The sequence below is a fragment of the Actinacidiphila glaucinigra genome (assembly GCF_900188405.1).
Classification (GTDB): domain Bacteria; phylum Actinomycetota; class Actinomycetes; order Streptomycetales; family Streptomycetaceae; genus Actinacidiphila; species Actinacidiphila glaucinigra.
The window spans coordinates 40,922-55,728 of sequence record NZ_FZOF01000024.1; the positions used below are offsets into that span (position 1 = coordinate 40,922).

Consider the following 14,807-nt stretch of genomic DNA (forward strand, 5'->3'; position numbering starts at 1 on the left):
GGCGCAATGCCCGGAATGCCGGAAACATTGAGGTCAGACCCGGTGCTCGGTGCCGCCCGGCCGCTGGGCCGGGGGCTGCGCGCCGGACAGCGCGGCGTCGATCACCGCGTCCTCCTTGGCCTTGTTGACCCCGCCCTGGCTCCTGATCAGCGTCCGGATGAGGAAGGTGAACGCGATGGCCATCACGGTGGGGGGCACGAGCGCGGAGACGTAGTCCATGGCACCAGGGTAGCCACGCCCCCTTGCGCGCCCCGCGGCGGACCACCACCGGCGGCGGAGGGGTCCCCCGCCGGTCGTGCCGCGGCCCCGGCCGGCGGGGGCGCCGGCCGGGGCCGCGGTCCGTTCGCTCCGGGGCGGCTACGCGCCCGTACGCGCCCTGCGGCGGACCGCCGCGACCAGGAGCGCCCCCAGTGCCGCGAAGGCCGCCGAGCCGGCCGCCAGGGGTCGCACGGAGGCCGCGCCGGTGGCCGCCAGGGACCCGCCCGGACCGCCGGCCGGGACCACGCCGGAGCCGCCGGAGGCGCTCCCCCCGGAACCGGACGGCGCCTGCGCCGTCACCGTGAGGACGCCCGCGTTGTTCTTCTGGCCCTTCAGGTCGGCGCCGTACTCCGAGGCCGCGAAGACCAGGCCGGTGGCCGCGTCCATGGCCCGGTCGGCGACGAGGGTGAAGGAGAAGGTCTGGCCGGCGCCGGGCCCGATCGAGTGCCGGGTGTGGCAGTAGTAGATCGTTCCGGTCGGGACGGGGGCGACGTCCCGCGGGTCGTCGCCGAAGGTGGCGCCGCCCGGGTAGTCGCCCCAGTCCGCGTTCGTCGTCGGCCTGCAGGCGCGGTCGCGCGCGGTCACCCGCACCCCGCGGGGGATCTCCACCGCGACCCAGGTGGCTGGCGCGGTCTTGCTCGTGCCGAGTGCGGACGCGGCCTCGTCGCCCTCGTTGCGCAGGCCCACGACGGCCTCGGTGCGGTCGCCGACCGTCGTCCGGACCGTGTCGCCCACCGCGACCAGGTCCGCTCCGCGGTGGCCGGGGGACGGGGAGCCGGGGGCGGCGAGCCGGACGGCCAGGCCGCCGGTGTTGTCGCCGTAGTCGATGTCCCGGCCCTCGGGCGCGGCGGACGTCCGCAGGGCCGTCCCCTCGCCTGCCGCGTCCTTCGGCGCGGGTGCGGGGCTCGTGCGGACGAGGGTGAGGGGGGCTCCGGCGCCGGGGGTCCCGCGGACCGCCTTCTCGTCGAGGTCCCCGCCGATCACGTCGGCCTGGTAGCCCACCGCGCCGTCGGCGGCGCGCGGCCCGACCTCGATCCGCAGCGGCCGCGCGAGCCGCCACACCTCACCGGGGGCGATGTCGACGCCGAAGTGGCAGACGAAGCCGTTCTGCGGATCGCCCTGGGGATACTCCAGGCGGTACCGGCAGTTGCCGAAGTCCCCCGCAACCACCAGATCCTGCCCGGAGGAGTCGGTCAGGCCGGTCTGCACCAGGACGGAGACCCCGCCGCGGGTCGGCCGGTCGCCGGTGTTGGCGATGACGACCGGCAGTTCGAGGGCGTCGCCGGGCCGTACGCCGGAGACGGTGGAGCGCTTCGGCACCGTCAGGTCCGGGCCGGTGCCGACCCTGATCCGGGTGGCGGAGGTGTTGTCCGGATGCGCCGTGGCGTCCTTCGCGGTGACGGCGTAGCGCAGTGTCCCGGCGTCGTCGGTCAGCGGCCCGGGGGCGGCCCGCACCTTCACGGGTATCGCCGTGCCGATGTGGTCGACCTCGCCCAGGGCGCAGGTGGCGGTGGTGCCGGAGGTGGCGCACAGGTCCGCGGGGAGCAGCACGTCCACGACCCCGGCCAGGCCGGCGAGGTCCAGGGTGACGACGACCTCGTGGGCGGGCTCCGACACCTCGCCCAGGCGCTGCGCCCGTGCGGTCACCTCGAAGGTCTTGTACGCGGTGCCCGACGCGGCCACGCCGACGTCGACCGGGGCGCTCACGTACAACTCCCTGGCGGGAGCGGCGGATGCCGGGCCCGCGGCGGCGGCGAACCACGCCGCGAGGATCGTGACGGCGGCCGCGGCGCACACCGCGGACCTGGTGGGTCTCATCCGGGTTCCCCCTGAGGAAGTCGACGGCCGGGTGGCGCACCCGTGAACGCACGGGAGACGTCACGGGAAGGACCCGTGACGTCTCCGGAAGGTTGTGCGGTGACTTCGCGTCAGCCCGTGGCGCGCTCCTCGGGCGGCGGCGCGGAGCGGCGGCGCGGCGGGAAGATCTCGGCCGGCGTCGGCACCTTGCGCTTCTCCTCGCCGGGTTCCGGCGCGGCCGGCTCGGCGGGGGGCGCCTTCGGCTCGGGCTTGGGGCCCGGCTTGGGGTCGTCGGAGGCGGACCGTCCGCCGGGCAGCGCGCGCAGCCGGGCCCTGCCCGCGGAGGGCGTGCCGCAGGGTTGCGAGGGAGCGGGGATGCGCGCCTCCAGGCGGGCGCGCACGTCGAGTTCCGCCAGGTGCTCGCAGCGGCGCAGCACGGCCCGCCTGCGTTGCGCCTCGGCGTCGGTGCACGGCGCGTCGTGCAGCCGGCGCAGCGCGGCGAGGTCGTCCGGCAGGGGTACGTACCCCATGTCGAGCGCTCCCGTCAGCCGCTCGAGGTAGCCGGCGGCGCTGCCCGGCAGCGCCGCCCGGTACCTGGCGAGTTCCGCGAGCTGGAAGGTCCGCAGCCGCCCGCCCTCGCGGGCCGCCTCGTCGACGTCCTCGGCAAGGCGCAGATAGTCCCTGACCTCGTCGGGGGTGGGGATCATGGTGCTGGACTGGAGGGCCGCTGAGAGGGCGCGCCGGAGCACGCGCAGTTCATCCGCGCTGAACGCCATTCCGCCTCGGGACCCGTGTGGCGTGGGCATGGTCCGACTTTACGTACTAACCGGACAAAATACGCGTAACCAGATATGGCCGGGCGTGCCGCGTCCGTCCCCCGGCGGACCGCGGGTCGTCGGGCCGCAGCTCGTCGGGCCGTCAGGTCGTGGACACGTTCCGCTCGTAGACCAGCCGAAGGCCTATCAGGGTCAGCCAGGGCTCGTGGACGTCGATGACCGCCGACTCGCCCAGCACCAGCGGCGCCAGTCCGCCGGTGGCGATGACCGTGACGTCGTCCGGGTCGTCGGCGAGCTCCCGCGCCATCCGCTCGGCCACGCCGTCCACCTGGCCCGCGAAGCCGTAGAGGATGCCGGACTGCATGGCCTCGATGGTGTTCTTGCCGATGACGCTGCGCGGGCGGGTCAGCTCCACCTTGCGCAGCTGGGCCCCGCGGGCGCCCAGGGCGTCCACCGAGATCTCGATGCCGGGGGCGATGGCGCCGCCCGCGTACTCGCCGCGCGCCGTGACCGCGTCGAAGGTGGTGGCCGTGCCGAAGTCCACCACGATGCACGGCCCGCCGTAGAGGTGCACGGCGGCCAGGGCGTTGATGATCCGGTCGGAGCCGACTTCCTTGGGGTTGTCGGTGAGCACCGGGACGCCGGTCTTGACGCCGGGCTCCACGAGCACCGCGGGCACGTCCCCGTAGTAGCGGCGCGTCACCTCGCGCAGCTCGTGCAGCACGGAGGGGACGGTGGAGCAGATGGCGATCCCGTGGATGTTGTCGCCCAGTTCCTCGCCGAGCAGCGGGTGCATGCCCATCAGGCCCTGCATGAGCACGGCCATCTCGTCCGCCGTGCGGCGCGGGTCGGTGGAGACCCGCCAGTGCTCGACGATCTCGTCCCCGTCGAACAGCCCCAGGACGGTGTGGGTGTTGCCGACGTCGATGGTGAGAAGCATCAGTCCCGCTCCGACCCCTCGGACCGCAGGTCCAGTCCGATGTCCAGGATCGGCGAGGAGTGCGTCAGGGCGCCCACGGCCAGGTAGTCGACGCCGGTGGTGGCGTAGGCGCGGGCGTTGTCCAGGGTGAGCCGGCCGGAGGACTCCAGCAGGGCGCGGCCCGCGACGATGGCGACCGCCTCCTCCGTGTCGGAGGGGGTGAAGTTGTCCAGCAGGATCAGGTCCGCGCCCGCGTCCAGGACCTCGCGGACCTGGTGCAGGGTGTCGACCTCGACCTCGATCGCCAGCTCGGGGAACTCGTCGCGGACGGCCTTGAAGGCCGCCGCCACGCCGCCCGCGGCGACCACGTGGTTGTCCTTGACCAGGGCCGCGTCCGACAGCGACATGCGGTGGTTGACGCCGCCGCCGCAGCGGACCGCGTACTTCTCCAGCGCCCGCAGGCCCGGGGTCGTCTTCCGGGTGTCGCGGACCTTCGCCTTGGTGCCCTCCAGCGCGTCCGCCCAGCGGCGCGTGGTGGTGGCGATCCCGGACAGCCGGCACATCAGGTTGAGCGCGCTGCGCTCCGCGGTGAGCAGGTCCCTCGTACGGGTGCGCACCGAGAGCAGCGTTTGACCGGCCTCGACCCGGTCGCCGTCCTCGACGTGCCGCTCGACCTCGAACTCGTCGGTGCAGACGATGGACAGGACCGCCTCGGCGACCCGCAGACCGGCGACCACGCCGGCCTCGCGCGCGGTGAAGTCACCGGTGGCCATGGCGTCCTCGGGGATGGTGGCCACCGTGGTGACGTCCACCCCGCCGTCCAGGTCCTCCTCGATGGCCATGTGCGCGACGTCCTCGACCAGGACCGGGTCCAGCCCGGCGTCGACGAGCAGCTGCGCCAGGTCGGGGTCGAGACCGCACTCGCCCGGGTCGTGCGCGTAGTCGCCGTCGGAACCGCAGCCGCAGCCGTCGCCGCAGCCACCGCCTCCGGCGCCGCCGATCTGCAGGAGGGGGAGGTCGGGCGTGCTCATCGCAGGTGCTCCGTTCCGGAACGGGTCGGGGGAAGGTCCGCTGTGGGGGTGGTGCGGATGGTGAGACTAGTGGGTGCGACGGGTGCCGCCGCACCGGACGGAAGCCGTACGACGATGTGCCTGCGCCAGTTCTCGTCGTCCCGCTCGGGGCGGTCCTCGCGCCAGTGGCAGCCGCGGGTCTCCTCGCGGCGGCGGGCCGCCTCCACCAGGATCCGGGCGACCAGGCAGAGGTTGGTCGCCTCCCAGCTCTCCACGCAGGGCTCGGCCGTCTTGCCGTCGCGCTCCAGCAGTTCCGCGGCGTCGGCGTACATCCGGCCCAGCGCCCCGGCCGCCCCGTCCAGGCTGGCCTCGCTGCGCAGCACCCCGGCGCCGCGCGTCATGATCCGCTGGATCTCGAAGCGCGCCCCGGCCGGCAGCAGCGGGAAGCGGCTCGGGTCGGGGACCACGGGGGCGCCGGGGGACGCCGGGTGCTCGGCGATGTCGGCGGCGATGCGCTCGGCGAAGACCAGTCCCTCCAGGAGGGAGTTGGACGCCAGCCGGTTCGCGCCGTGCACGCCCGTGCAGGCGACCTCGCCGCACGCGTACAGGCCCGGCACCGTGGTGCGGCCGTGCAGGTCGGTGCGGACGCCGCCGGAGGCGTAGTGCGCGGCGGGGGCCACCGGGATCGGCTGCGTGACCGGGTCGATGCCGTTGGCGCGGCAGGCGGCCAGGATCGTCGGGAAGCGCCGCTCCCACATCCGCGGGCCGAAGTGCCGGCCGTCGAGGTACATGTGCTCGGTGCCGGTCTCCTGCATGCGGCGCGTGATGCCCTTGGCGACGATGTCGCGGGGCGCCAGCTCGGCCAGCTCGTGCTGCCCCTGCATGAAGCGCACCCCGTCGGCGTCCACGAGGAAGGCGCCCTCCCCGCGCACGGCCTCGGAGACCAGCGGCTGCTGGCCCTCCGCGTCCGGGCCGAGGAAGAGGACCGTCGGGTGGAACTGCACGAACTCCAGGTCCGAGACCTCCGCGCCGGCGCGCAGCGCGAGGGCCACCCCGTCCCCGGTGGACACCGCCGGGTTGGTGGTGGCCGAGAAGACCTGCCCCATGCCGCCGGTGGCCAGCACCACGGCGCGGGCCCGCACGGCGCCGACGCCGTCGCGCTGCCCCTCGCCCATGACGTGCAGGGTGACGCCCGCGGCGCGGCCCTCGGCGTCGGTCAGCAGGTCCAGCACGAGCGCGTTCTCGATGAACTCGATCCCGGCCTCGCCTACGGCCTCGATCAGCGCCCGGGAGATCTCCAGGCCCGTCGCGTCGCCGCCCGCGTGCGCGATCCGGCGGCGGTGGTGACCGCCCTCCCGGGTCAGCAGGATCTCGCCCGTCGTCTCGCTGGTGTCGAAGTGCGCGCCCGTCGCTATCAGCCGGCGGACGGCGTCGGGGCCCTCGGTGACCAGGGTGCGCACGGCCTCCTCGTCGCAGAGCCCGGCGCCCGCCACCAAGGTATCGTCCAGGTGCTGCTCCGGGGTGTCGCCCTCGCCCAGGGCCGCGGCGATGCCGCCCTGCGCCCAGCGCGTGGAGCCGTCGTCGAGCCGTGCCTTGGTGACGACGGTGACCTTGGCGCCCTGCGCGGCGCAGCGCAGCGCGACCGTCAGCCCGGCGACGCCGGAACCGACGACCACCACGTCCGCCTCGTGCTCCCAGCCGGGCGCGGGGGCGTGCAGCCGTATGCCTGTACCTGTGCCGCTCATCGGCGGACTCCGAACTCCAGGGGGACGTTGTCGATCAGCCGGGTCGTGCCGACCTTGGCGGCGACGGCGAGCACCGCCGGTCCGGTGTGGCCGGGGGCGGCCTCGGTGAAGTCATCCGGGTCGATCAGGGCCAGGTAGTCCACCGCCAGGCCGTCGCCCTTCTCCAGCACCGTCCGGGCCGCCGCGCGTACCGCGTCCGGGCCGTCGTCCAGCGCCTCGCGACCCGCGAACAGGGCCCGGGAGAGGGTGAGGGCGCTCTCGCGGTCGCCGTCGGAGAGGTAGCGGTTGCGGCTGGACAGGGCCAGGCCGTCCGGTTCGCGGACCGTGGGCACGCCGACGATCTCGGCCGGGAAGTTCAGGTCCGTCACCATGCGGCGGATCAGGGCCAGTTGCTGGGCGTCCTTCTGGCCGTAGAACGCCACGTCCGGCCGGGTCAGGTGGAGCAGCTTGGCGACGACGGTCAGCATGCCGTCGAAGTGGCCGGGGCGCGAGGCGCCCTCGTAGCCCTCGCCCATCGGCCCCGCGCTGATCCGCACCCGCGGCTGCCCGCCGGGGTACACCTCGTCGACGGAGGGCGCGAAGACGAGGTCGGCGCCGGCCCGGGCGGCGGTCGCGACGTCGGCGTCGAGGGTGCGCGGGTAGCGGTCGAAGTCCTCGTTCGGCCCGAACTGCAGCGGGTTGACGAAGACGGTGACGACGACGGTGCCGTCCCCCACCCGCTCGCGGGCGGTCCGCACGAGCGTGGCGTGCCCCTCGTGCAGCGCGCCCATGGTCATGACGACGCCGACCCCGCCGGGCCTGCCCTCGACGGCCTCCCGCAGTTCCCGCGCGGTGTGCACCAGCCCGGTCATCGCTCTCCCCCCTCGGCACCGTCCGCGAGGACGCCCAGCAGCGCCTCGGCGAACTCCGCCTTCAGCATTCCGCCCGCCAGCGCGCGGTCCGCCGTGGCGCGGGCCATCGCGATGTACGGGGCCACCATCTCCGGCGCGTGCAGGCGCAGTTCCGCCAGGTGCGCCGCGACCGTGCCGGCGTCGCCGCGGGCGACCGGGCCGGTCAGGGCGGCGTCACCGGAGCGCAGGGCGTTGTCCAGGGCCGCCCCCAGCAGCGGGCCCAGCATGCGGCCGGGCTCGGTGACGCCCGAGGCGCGCAGCAGCTCCATCGACTGGGCGACCAGGGTGACCAGGTGGTTCGCGCCGATCGCCAGGCCCGCGTGGTAGAGCGGACGCGCCGACTCCTCGATCCACTCGGGCTCGCCGCCCATCTCGATCACCAGGGCCTCGGCGGCCATCCGCAGCTCCGCGGGGGCCGTGACGCCGAAGGAGCAGCCGGCCAGCCGCTGCACGTCGACGGAGGTGCCGGTGAAGGTCATCGCGGGGTGCAGCGCCAGCGGCAGCCCTCCCGCGCGCAGGGCGGGCGCCAGCACGCCGGTCCCGTACCGGCCCGAGGTGTGCACCAGCAGCTGGCCCGGCCGTACGGCCCCGGTCTCGGCGAGCCCGGTCACCAGCCCGGGCAGCGCGTCGTCCGGCACGGTCAGCAGGACCAGCTCGGCGCGGGCCAGCACCTCGGCCGGCTCGACCATCGGCACGTCGGGCAGCAGGGCGGCGGCGCGGCGGCGTGAGACGTCGGACACACCCGACGCCGCGACCGGATGGTGCCCGGCCAGTTTCAGCGCGGCCGCGAGCGCGGGACCGACCCGCCCCGCGCCGACGACACCGACCGTGAGCCGCGCGGGGCGGGCCTCCACGTCGGGGGGCAGGGGCCCCGGGGTGTGCGATGCGTTCACGCTGCGCTGGCCTTCCGTTCCAGTCCTCACGGGGGTACCGGACGTTCTCGTCAATGCTACGCGAATGTTTCCCGGCGCCCTCCGGGGCGGCAGGATCGGTCCATGACCTCTGCCGACGACGAGAAGGCGCGGCGCATCGCCGCCATACGCTCCTGCGACCGCGTGCTGTCCCACGGGAAGCCCCCCACGATGCGCGAACGGCTGGCCAGGCTGGCCGGACGGGACGGCCTGGACGGCCCCGTGGACATGTACGGCGACGGGATCGTCGCCGAACTGGAGCACCGGGTGGCCGGGCTGCTCGGCACGGAGGAGGCCGTCTGGTTCCCCACCGGCACGATGGCCCAGCAGGTCGCCCTGCGCTGCTGGGCGGGACGCACCGGCAACCCCGTCGTCGCGCTGCACCCGCTGGCCCACCCCGAGATGCACGAGCGCGGCGCGCTGTCCGCGCTGAGCGGGCTGCGGACCGTCCACCCCACCACGGCCCGCCGGATACCCGACGCCGACGAGGTGCGCGGCATGGACGAGCCCTTCGGCACGCTCATGCTGGAACTGCCGCTCCGGGACGCCGGCTTCGTCCTCCCGACCTGGGACGAACTCACCGCCGTCGTCGAAGCGGCACGCGAGCGCGACGCCGTCGTCCACTTCGACGGCGCCCGCCTGTGGGAGTGCCCGCCGCACTTCGGGCACCCCCTGGACGAGATCGCCGGCCTCGCCGACAGCGTGTACGTCTCCTTCTACAAGTCCCTCGGCGGCGTCTCCGGCGCCGCGCTGGCGGGCCCCGCCGATTTCGCCGCGGAGGCCCGTACCTGGCGGCACCGGTACGGCGGCCTGGTCTTCCAGCAGTGGCCCGCGGTGCTGGCCGCCCTCGACGGGCTCGACCACGAACTGCCGCGCCTGCCGGAGTACGTCGCCCACGCGAAGGGCGTCGCGGCGGCCCTGCGGGACGCGCTCGCCGCGGGGGCGGGCTGGGTCCGGGTGCACCCGGAGGTACCGCACACGCACCAGTTCCAGGTGTGGCTGGCGGAGTCCCCGGACGTCCTCAACGAGGCCACGGTGCGGCAGGCCGAGGAGACCAAGACGGCGCTCTTCGGGCGCTGGGCCCCGGCGGAGGTGCCGGGGGTCGCGATGACGGAGGTCACGGTGGGGGCGTCCGCGCTCGAGTGGGACCCCGCCACCGTGGGGGACGCCGTCGCGGACTTCCTCCGCCTCGTGGCTGCCGCCTGATCGCGGCTGGGCCGGGCTACCCGGTGGTTGTGTGCGGCTCGGTGGTTGTGTGCGGGTTGTTTGCGCCTGCGGCGGGCGGTTTCCCCGCCGCCCGCCCGTTTGCCCGGCGCGGTCAGTGACCACCTCGCTGCGTACGTATGGGGTCGGTGCCGCGCCGGGGTACGCCCCCAGCCTTCGGCCGGGGGGACCCCCACCTCGGCGCTCGCGGCGCTGCCTCACGTCATTCCGTGCCGCGTGCTCCGCTCGTCTCCCCCAGCCTTCGGCCGGGGGGACCCCCATGGGGGCACCCCGCCACACCCCCTTCTGTCGCATGGGCGGCTGACGGCCGGAGGGGGGGTTCAGTTAGGCACGTGCGGCAACCCCGGACCGCCCTCCACACCCTCCGGCCGTCATGCGCCCCAACAAACGGGAGGGGGTGTGGCGGGGTGCGCCCGGAAACGACGAGCGGTGGACCCGGGCGCCGAATGATGTCGACGTAAACCGCGAGCGTTGAGGACGTGCGCCGGCGCGGCCCCGACCCACGCACACGGCGCGAGGCCCGCACTGACCGCGCCGGGCAATCGGGCGGGAGGGTGGGAGAGCCGCCCGCCGCAGGCGCAAACGACCCGCACACGGCGACACGGGTCAGGCGCCGCCGCCCGCGCCGGCGCCCGCGCGGACCAGACCCGTCTCGTACGCGAGGACCACCGCCTGCACGCGGTCCCGAAGCTCCAACTTCGTGAGGATCCGCCCGACATGCGTCTTCACCGTCGCCTCGCTGAGCACCAGCTTCGCCGCGATCTCCCCGTTGGACAGCCCCTGGGCCACCAGCAGCAGCACCTCGCGCTCACGGTCCGTCAGCCGGTCCAGCTCCTTGTGCGTCGGCTGGCTCGCGCTCGGCAGCAGCGGGGTGAAGCGGTCGAGCAGGCGCCGCGTGGTGCTGGGGGCGACGACCGCGTCGCCGCTGTGGACGGCGCGGATCGCCGCGAGCAGCTCGTCCGGGGGGACGTCCTTGAGCATGAAGCCGCTCGCGCCTGCCTTGAGGGCGGAGAAGGCGTACTCGTCGAGGTCGAAGGTGGTCAGGATGAGCACGCGGGGCCCGCCGTCGTCAGGGGTGCGGTCGGGGGCGCCGCAGATATGGCGGGTGGCCTCGACGCCGTCCAGGCGCGGCATGCGGACGTCCATGAGGACCACGTCCACCGCCGTGGTGCGCAGGGTCTCGACGGCCTCCGCGCCGTCCCCGGCCTCGGCGACGACCTCCATGTCGGGCTGGGCCTGCAGCACCATGCGGAAGCCGGTGCGCAGCAGCACCTGGTCGTCGACGAGCATCACGCGGATCGCCATCGGTCCGGTCCCTCTTTCCCTTTGCCTGTCGTCTCTGTTTGCCGCTGCCGCGCAGCGCGTCCCGCTAGCGCGCGGCCTTCACCGGGAGCACCGCGCTGATGCGGAAGCCCCCGCCGGGGCGGGGCCCGGCGTCCAGGGTGCCGCTGACCATGCCGACGCGTTCGCGCATGCCGATGAGGCCCTGGCCCTGGCCGTCCTCGCCGCCGCCTTCGTACAGCTCCTGCTGGGCGCCGCGTCCGTCGTCCTCGATGAGGAGGCTGAGGTCGCCGTCGCCGAAGGTGAGCCGGACCTTGGCGTGCGCCTCGGGTCCGCCGTGCTTGCGGGTGTTGGTGAGCGCCTCCTGCACGATGCGGTAGGCGGTGAGCTCGACGCCGCTGGCGAGCGGCCGGGACTCCCCCGCGACCTCGAAGGCGACGGGCAGCCCCGCGCCGCGGACCTGCTCTATGAGGTCGGTCAGCTGGTCGACTCCGGGCTGCGGCACGTACTCTCCGCCGCCGTCGTCTCCGGTGCGCAGCACCCCGAGGAGGCGGCGCATCTCGGTGAGGGCCTGGCGGCCGGTGGTGGAGATGGTCTCCAGCGCCTGCTTGGCCTGCTCGGGCGAGGCGTCCAGCACATAGGCGGCGCCGTCGGCCTGGACGACCATGACGGAGACGTTGTGGGCGACGACGTCGTGCAGTTCGCGGGCGATGCGCGCGCGTTCGGCGGCGACCGCGGCCTTGGACTGGGCCTCGCGTTCGCGCTGCAGGCGGGCGGCGCGTTCCTCCAGCTCGGCGTAGTAGGCGCGGCGGGTGCGGAGGCTGTCGCCGATCACCCAGGCCAGCAGGAAGGGGACGGCGAGGAAGACGGCGGAGACGGCGTCGGCCCATTGACCCTCGCTCTCGTTGGGCCAGCGCAGCGTGGAGATGGTGGAGGCGACCAGGCCGCCGGCGAAGGCGAGCCGGGACGCCCAGCGGGCGCCGTTGGCCGCGACGGTGTAGATGATCACCAGCATGGCGAAGTCGCCCGGGTTGGCCTGGACGTCCAGCACCAGTTGGAGCACCCCGACGAGGATGCCGAGCAGCAGCATCTTCTCCGGCATGCGGCGGCGCAGCGCGACCACGGCGGACAGCGCGAGCGCCAGCGGCACGGCGGCGGCCCGGGAGTGCGCGTGCAGCTCGTCGTTGGCGATCCACAGGGAGGAGAACCCGAGCAGGACGAGAGCCCAGAAGCTGTCGACCCAGGTCGGGTGCCTGCGGAGGAAATCGTAGAGACGCTGCACGTAACCCAGCGTAGGCATCCCGGATGTGTGCGGGAGTCAACCGGAGGAGCGATCCGGGGTACTCCCCAGGGTGGACGCGCGCCCTCCGCCGAGGAGGAGGCGGCGGGCCGCCCGGGGGTGCGCCCCCGCCCGGTCAGCCCGCGGCGCGGCGGTGGCTGCGGGTGCCGTTGCGGGAGCGCTTCTCGATGTACATGCGCTGGTCCGCGGACTGCAGCACCTCGTCCGCGGTCATCCCGCAGCCGGCCCAGCCGATGCCGAAGCTGGCGCCGACCCGGACCGCGCGGCCCTCGAAGCGGATCGGCGGGATGATCGCGTTGCGCAGGCGGACGGCGAGGTCCTCGGCGTCCTCGCGGCCGAGGCCGTCGGCGAGGACGACGAACTCGTCGCCGCCCAGCCGGGCCACCGTGTCGCCGTCGCGCACCGCGCTGGTGAGGCGGCGGGCGACCTCGATGAGCACGGCGTCGCCGGTGTGGTGCCCGAAGCGGTCGTTGATCGACTTGAAGCCGTCCAGGTCGCAGAAGAGCACGGCCAGGCCCTTGCCGCCGTCCGCCTCGTCGGACGGCTGGACGGTGTGGGTGTGGTGGTCGAAGCCGGACAGCCGGGCGGTGCCGTCGACCGGGTCGTAGTCGTAGGTGTAGGCGAACTCGTCGGTGCCCGCGTGGGCGGCGGTGTGGCCGTCGGCGTCCGGGGCCTGCGGGCGGGCGCAGATCTTGCCGGACAGCCGGGCGCGCAGCTCGGCGCTGTTGGGCAGCCCGGTGAGCGAGTCGTGGCTGGCGCGGTGGGCGAGGGCGAGTTCGCGGCCCTTGCGTTCCTCGATGTCCTCGACGTGGGTGAGCAGGAAGCGCGGGCCGTCGGCGGTGTCGGCGACGACGGAGTTGCGCAGGTTGACCCACACGTAGCTGCCGTCGCGGCGCTGCAGCCGCAGTTCGGCGCGGCCGCCCTCGGCGCTGGTGCGCAGCAGGACGCCGACGTCCTCGGGGTGGACGAGGTCGGAGAAGGAGTGGCGGCGCAGCACCGCGGCGGGGCGGCCGAGCAGCCGGCACAGCGCGTCGTTGGTGCGGACGAGCTTGCCGTGCTGGTCGCCGCCCATCTCGGCGATGGCCATGCCGCTGGGGGCGTACTCGAAGGCCTGCCGGAAGCTCTCCTCGCTGGCCCGCAGCGCCTGCTGCTCGCGCTCCAGACGGACCAGGGCGCGTTGCATATTTGCACGTAGACGCGCGTTGCTGATGGCGATGGCGGACTGGAAGGCGTACATCTGCAACGCCTCGCGGCCCCACGGGCCGGGACGGCGGCCGCCCACGGGGCGGTCGACGGATATGACGCCGATCAGCTCGCCCGCGCCGGCCGGGTTGGCGTGCATGGGGGCGAGGAGGCGGTCCTCGGGGTGCCACTCGTCGGGGAAGCGGGGCGGCGGGCCGTCACCGGGCCAGCTGGGGACGTCGTCGCCGTCCAGCACCCAGCCCTCGTGGTGGGGTATGAAGCGCAGGGTGCCCCAGCGCTCCCCCATCGTGAGCCGGCGCTCCCAGGAGGCGCGTGAGCCGACCCGGCCGGCCATCAGGGCCTCCGCGGCGGCGCTCCCGGCGACGGCGGCGACGACCAGGTCGCCGTCGGGGCGGACGAGGTTGACCACGGCCAGTTCAAAGCCGAGGCCCTTGACGACGCCGTCGGCCACGGCCTGCAGGGTGTCGGCGAGGCTGCGCGCGCAGTTGAGGTCCGCCACGACCTGGTGCACCTGGCGCAGGGTCGCGAGGCGGACATACGGCTCCGACTCGGTGTCCATGCGCTCTCCCCGGGCCCTCGACGACAACTCCTGAGACTGCTTGTGGTCCGTTGTGGTCCAATTCCCACCGCAACTGAATCACAGCGAGCAGTTCGACCGGTACACAGGGTCAACAATTCATGCCCCTTGTGACTCAAGTCACATCTGGTTGTCGTGTTCCGATCACGCAGCGTAGAGCAGACCGGGTGCTCCCCCTCACCCATTGAACACAATCGAGCAGGTGAGCGGGGGTTGTACGACCGGAGGCGACTACAGCCGGAGGTCCTAGGACCCGGCTCGATCCGAAGTCCGATGCGGGTGATGCGGCAGTCCGGCTAGCGTCGGGGCGTGTCACAGTCAATCACCTCCACGCCCCGCATCCCGCATCCTGGGACCGTGCCCGACGGTTCCGAGCCACCCCTGTCCGGCGTGGACAGCGACGCCTTCCGCGCCGTCATGAGCCGCCTCGCCGCGGGGGTGGTCCTGGTGACCGCCCACGACCCCGAGGACGGCCCGCGGGGGGAGGACGTCGGCATGACCGCGACCGCCTTCGTCTCGGTCTCCCTGGAGCCGCCCCTGGTGATGGTGAGCCTGCGCGAGGGATCCCGGATGGACGAGCTGCTGGAGCGCCAGGGGCGCTGGGCGGTGTCCGTGCTGAGCGAGAGCCAGCGGCACATCGCCGGGCGCTTCGCCATGCGCGGCCGCATCAGCGACCGGCTGCTCTTCGAGGACGTGGCCTACTACCGCGGCGAGGCCTCGGGCGCCCCGATCCTCGGCGGCGGCCTGGCCGTGCTCGAGTGCGAGACCGAGCAGCGCGTCCCGGCGGGGGACCACACCCTGGTGATCGCCCGCGTGCTGACCGCGCGCACCCCCAGCGCGGACGGCGCCCCGCTGATGTACTTCCGGGGCCGCTACCGGCACCTCGGCTGAGGCGCGCCGCACGTCCCCGCGGCAA

13 protein-coding genes are annotated in these 14,807 nt (G+C 74.3%); 2 read left to right on the forward strand and 11 right to left on the reverse strand.

Annotation, left to right across the window (positions count from 1 at the left end; genetic code table 11):
* Positions 1-33: 33 nt before the first annotated feature.
* From CHF15_RS33130 to CHF15_RS33170, 8 genes are all read right to left on the reverse strand, one after another.
* Entirely contained in the window at positions 34-219 is a 186-nt protein-coding gene (locus CHF15_RS33130; RefSeq protein WP_089227614.1) for a hypothetical protein, read from the reverse strand.
* 138 nt (positions 220-357) lie between these two features.
* Positions 358-2,076 (reverse strand): hypothetical protein, encoded by a 1,719-nt coding sequence (locus tag CHF15_RS33135; RefSeq protein WP_143681697.1) that lies wholly within the window; start codon positions 2,074-2,076, stop codon positions 358-360.
* A gap of 110 nt (positions 2,077-2,186) precedes the next feature.
* The gene (locus CHF15_RS33145; protein ID WP_089227617.1) at positions 2,187-2,861 is read right to left on the reverse strand and encodes a hypothetical protein; all 675 of its coding nucleotides are present in this window, start codon (positions 2,859-2,861) and stop codon (positions 2,187-2,189) included.
* Between the two features lie 112 nt (positions 2,862-2,973).
* Positions 2,974-3,771, reverse strand: coding sequence for a type III pantothenate kinase (locus CHF15_RS33150; RefSeq protein ID WP_089227618.1), 798 nt, complete (start codon positions 3,769-3,771; stop codon positions 2,974-2,976).
* A complete protein-coding gene (nadC, locus tag CHF15_RS33155) occupies positions 3,771-4,781 on the reverse strand; it encodes a carboxylating nicotinate-nucleotide diphosphorylase (protein ID WP_089227619.1) in 1,011 nt (336 codons plus the stop codon). Before nadC ends, CHF15_RS33150 begins: the two co-directional genes overlap by 1 nt.
* Positions 4,778-6,505, reverse strand: coding sequence for an L-aspartate oxidase (locus CHF15_RS33160; RefSeq protein WP_089227620.1), 1,728 nt, complete (start codon positions 6,503-6,505; stop codon positions 4,778-4,780). Before CHF15_RS33160 ends, nadC begins: the two co-directional genes overlap by 4 nt.
* A complete protein-coding gene (panC, locus tag CHF15_RS33165; RefSeq protein WP_089227621.1) occupies positions 6,502-7,356 on the reverse strand; it encodes a pantoate--beta-alanine ligase in 855 nt (284 codons plus the stop codon). Before panC ends, CHF15_RS33160 begins: the two co-directional genes overlap by 4 nt.
* Positions 7,353-8,288, reverse strand: coding sequence for a Rossmann-like and DUF2520 domain-containing protein (locus CHF15_RS33170; RefSeq protein WP_179280077.1), 936 nt, complete (start codon positions 8,286-8,288; stop codon positions 7,353-7,355). The genes panC and CHF15_RS33170 overlap by 4 nt, the downstream gene beginning before the upstream one ends.
* A 102-nt stretch (positions 8,289-8,390) precedes the next feature.
* On the opposite strand from CHF15_RS33170, the gene CHF15_RS33175 reads away from it, so the two are divergent.
* Positions 8,391-9,512: a threonine aldolase family protein gene (locus tag CHF15_RS33175; RefSeq protein WP_089227622.1), complete on the forward strand. Its 1,122-nt coding sequence runs from the start codon at positions 8,391-8,393 to the stop codon at positions 9,510-9,512.
* Between the two features lie 624 nt (positions 9,513-10,136).
* Here the strand turns inward: CHF15_RS33175 and CHF15_RS33180 are convergent.
* The 3 genes from CHF15_RS33180 to cdgB form a co-directional block, all read right to left on the reverse strand.
* Positions 10,137-10,835, reverse strand: coding sequence for a response regulator (locus CHF15_RS33180; RefSeq protein ID WP_089227623.1), 699 nt, complete (start codon positions 10,833-10,835; stop codon positions 10,137-10,139).
* A gap of 64 nt (positions 10,836-10,899) precedes the next feature.
* Positions 10,900-12,093 carry a sensor histidine kinase gene (locus CHF15_RS33185; RefSeq protein ID WP_107418593.1) on the reverse strand — a complete coding sequence of 398 codons (1,194 nt, stop codon included), beginning with the start codon at positions 12,091-12,093 and terminating at the stop codon, positions 10,900-10,902.
* Between the two features lie 133 nt (positions 12,094-12,226).
* Entirely contained in the window at positions 12,227-13,873 is a 1,647-nt protein-coding gene (gene cdgB / locus CHF15_RS33190; protein ID WP_089227625.1) for a diguanylate cyclase CdgB, read from the reverse strand.
* A 408-nt stretch (positions 13,874-14,281) separates the two neighbouring features.
* On the opposite strand from cdgB, the gene CHF15_RS33195 reads away from it, so the two are divergent.
* A complete protein-coding gene (locus tag CHF15_RS33195) occupies positions 14,282-14,782 on the forward strand; it encodes a flavin reductase family protein (protein WP_018559571.1) in 501 nt (166 codons plus the stop codon).
* The last annotated feature ends 25 nt before the right edge of the window (positions 14,783-14,807 follow it).

Bases quoted from the DNA above. Each gene is read 5' to 3' on its own strand.
- CHF15_RS33160 (WP_089227620.1), bottom strand. From the start codon at position 6,505: ATGAGCGGCACAGGTACAGGCATACGGCTGCACGCCCCCGCGCCCGGC.
- CHF15_RS33150 (WP_089227618.1), bottom strand. From the start codon at position 3,771: ATGCTTCTCACCATCGACGTCGGCAACACCCACACCGTCCTGGGGCTG.
- CHF15_RS33145 (WP_089227617.1), bottom strand. From the start codon at position 2,861: ATGCCCACGCCACACGGGTCCCGAGGCGGAATGGCGTTCAGCGCGGAT.
- panC (WP_089227621.1), bottom strand. From the start codon at position 7,356: ATGACCGGGCTGGTGCACACCGCGCGGGAACTGCGGGAGGCCGTCGAG.
- CHF15_RS33175 (WP_089227622.1), top strand. From the start codon at position 8,391: ATGACCTCTGCCGACGACGAGAAGGCGCGGCGCATCGCCGCCATACGC.
- CHF15_RS33135 (WP_143681697.1), bottom strand. From the start codon at position 2,076: ATGAGACCCACCAGGTCCGCGGTGTGCGCCGCGGCCGCCGTCACGATC.
- cdgB (WP_089227625.1), bottom strand. From the start codon at position 13,873: ATGGACACCGAGTCGGAGCCGTATGTCCGCCTCGCGACCCTGCGCCAG.
- CHF15_RS33130 (WP_089227614.1), bottom strand. From the start codon at position 219: ATGGACTACGTCTCCGCGCTCGTGCCCCCCACCGTGATGGCCATCGCG.
- nadC (WP_089227619.1), bottom strand. From the start codon at position 4,781: ATGAGCACGCCCGACCTCCCCCTCCTGCAGATCGGCGGCGCCGGAGGC.
- CHF15_RS33180 (WP_089227623.1), bottom strand. From the start codon at position 10,835: ATGGCGATCCGCGTGATGCTCGTCGACGACCAGGTGCTGCTGCGCACC.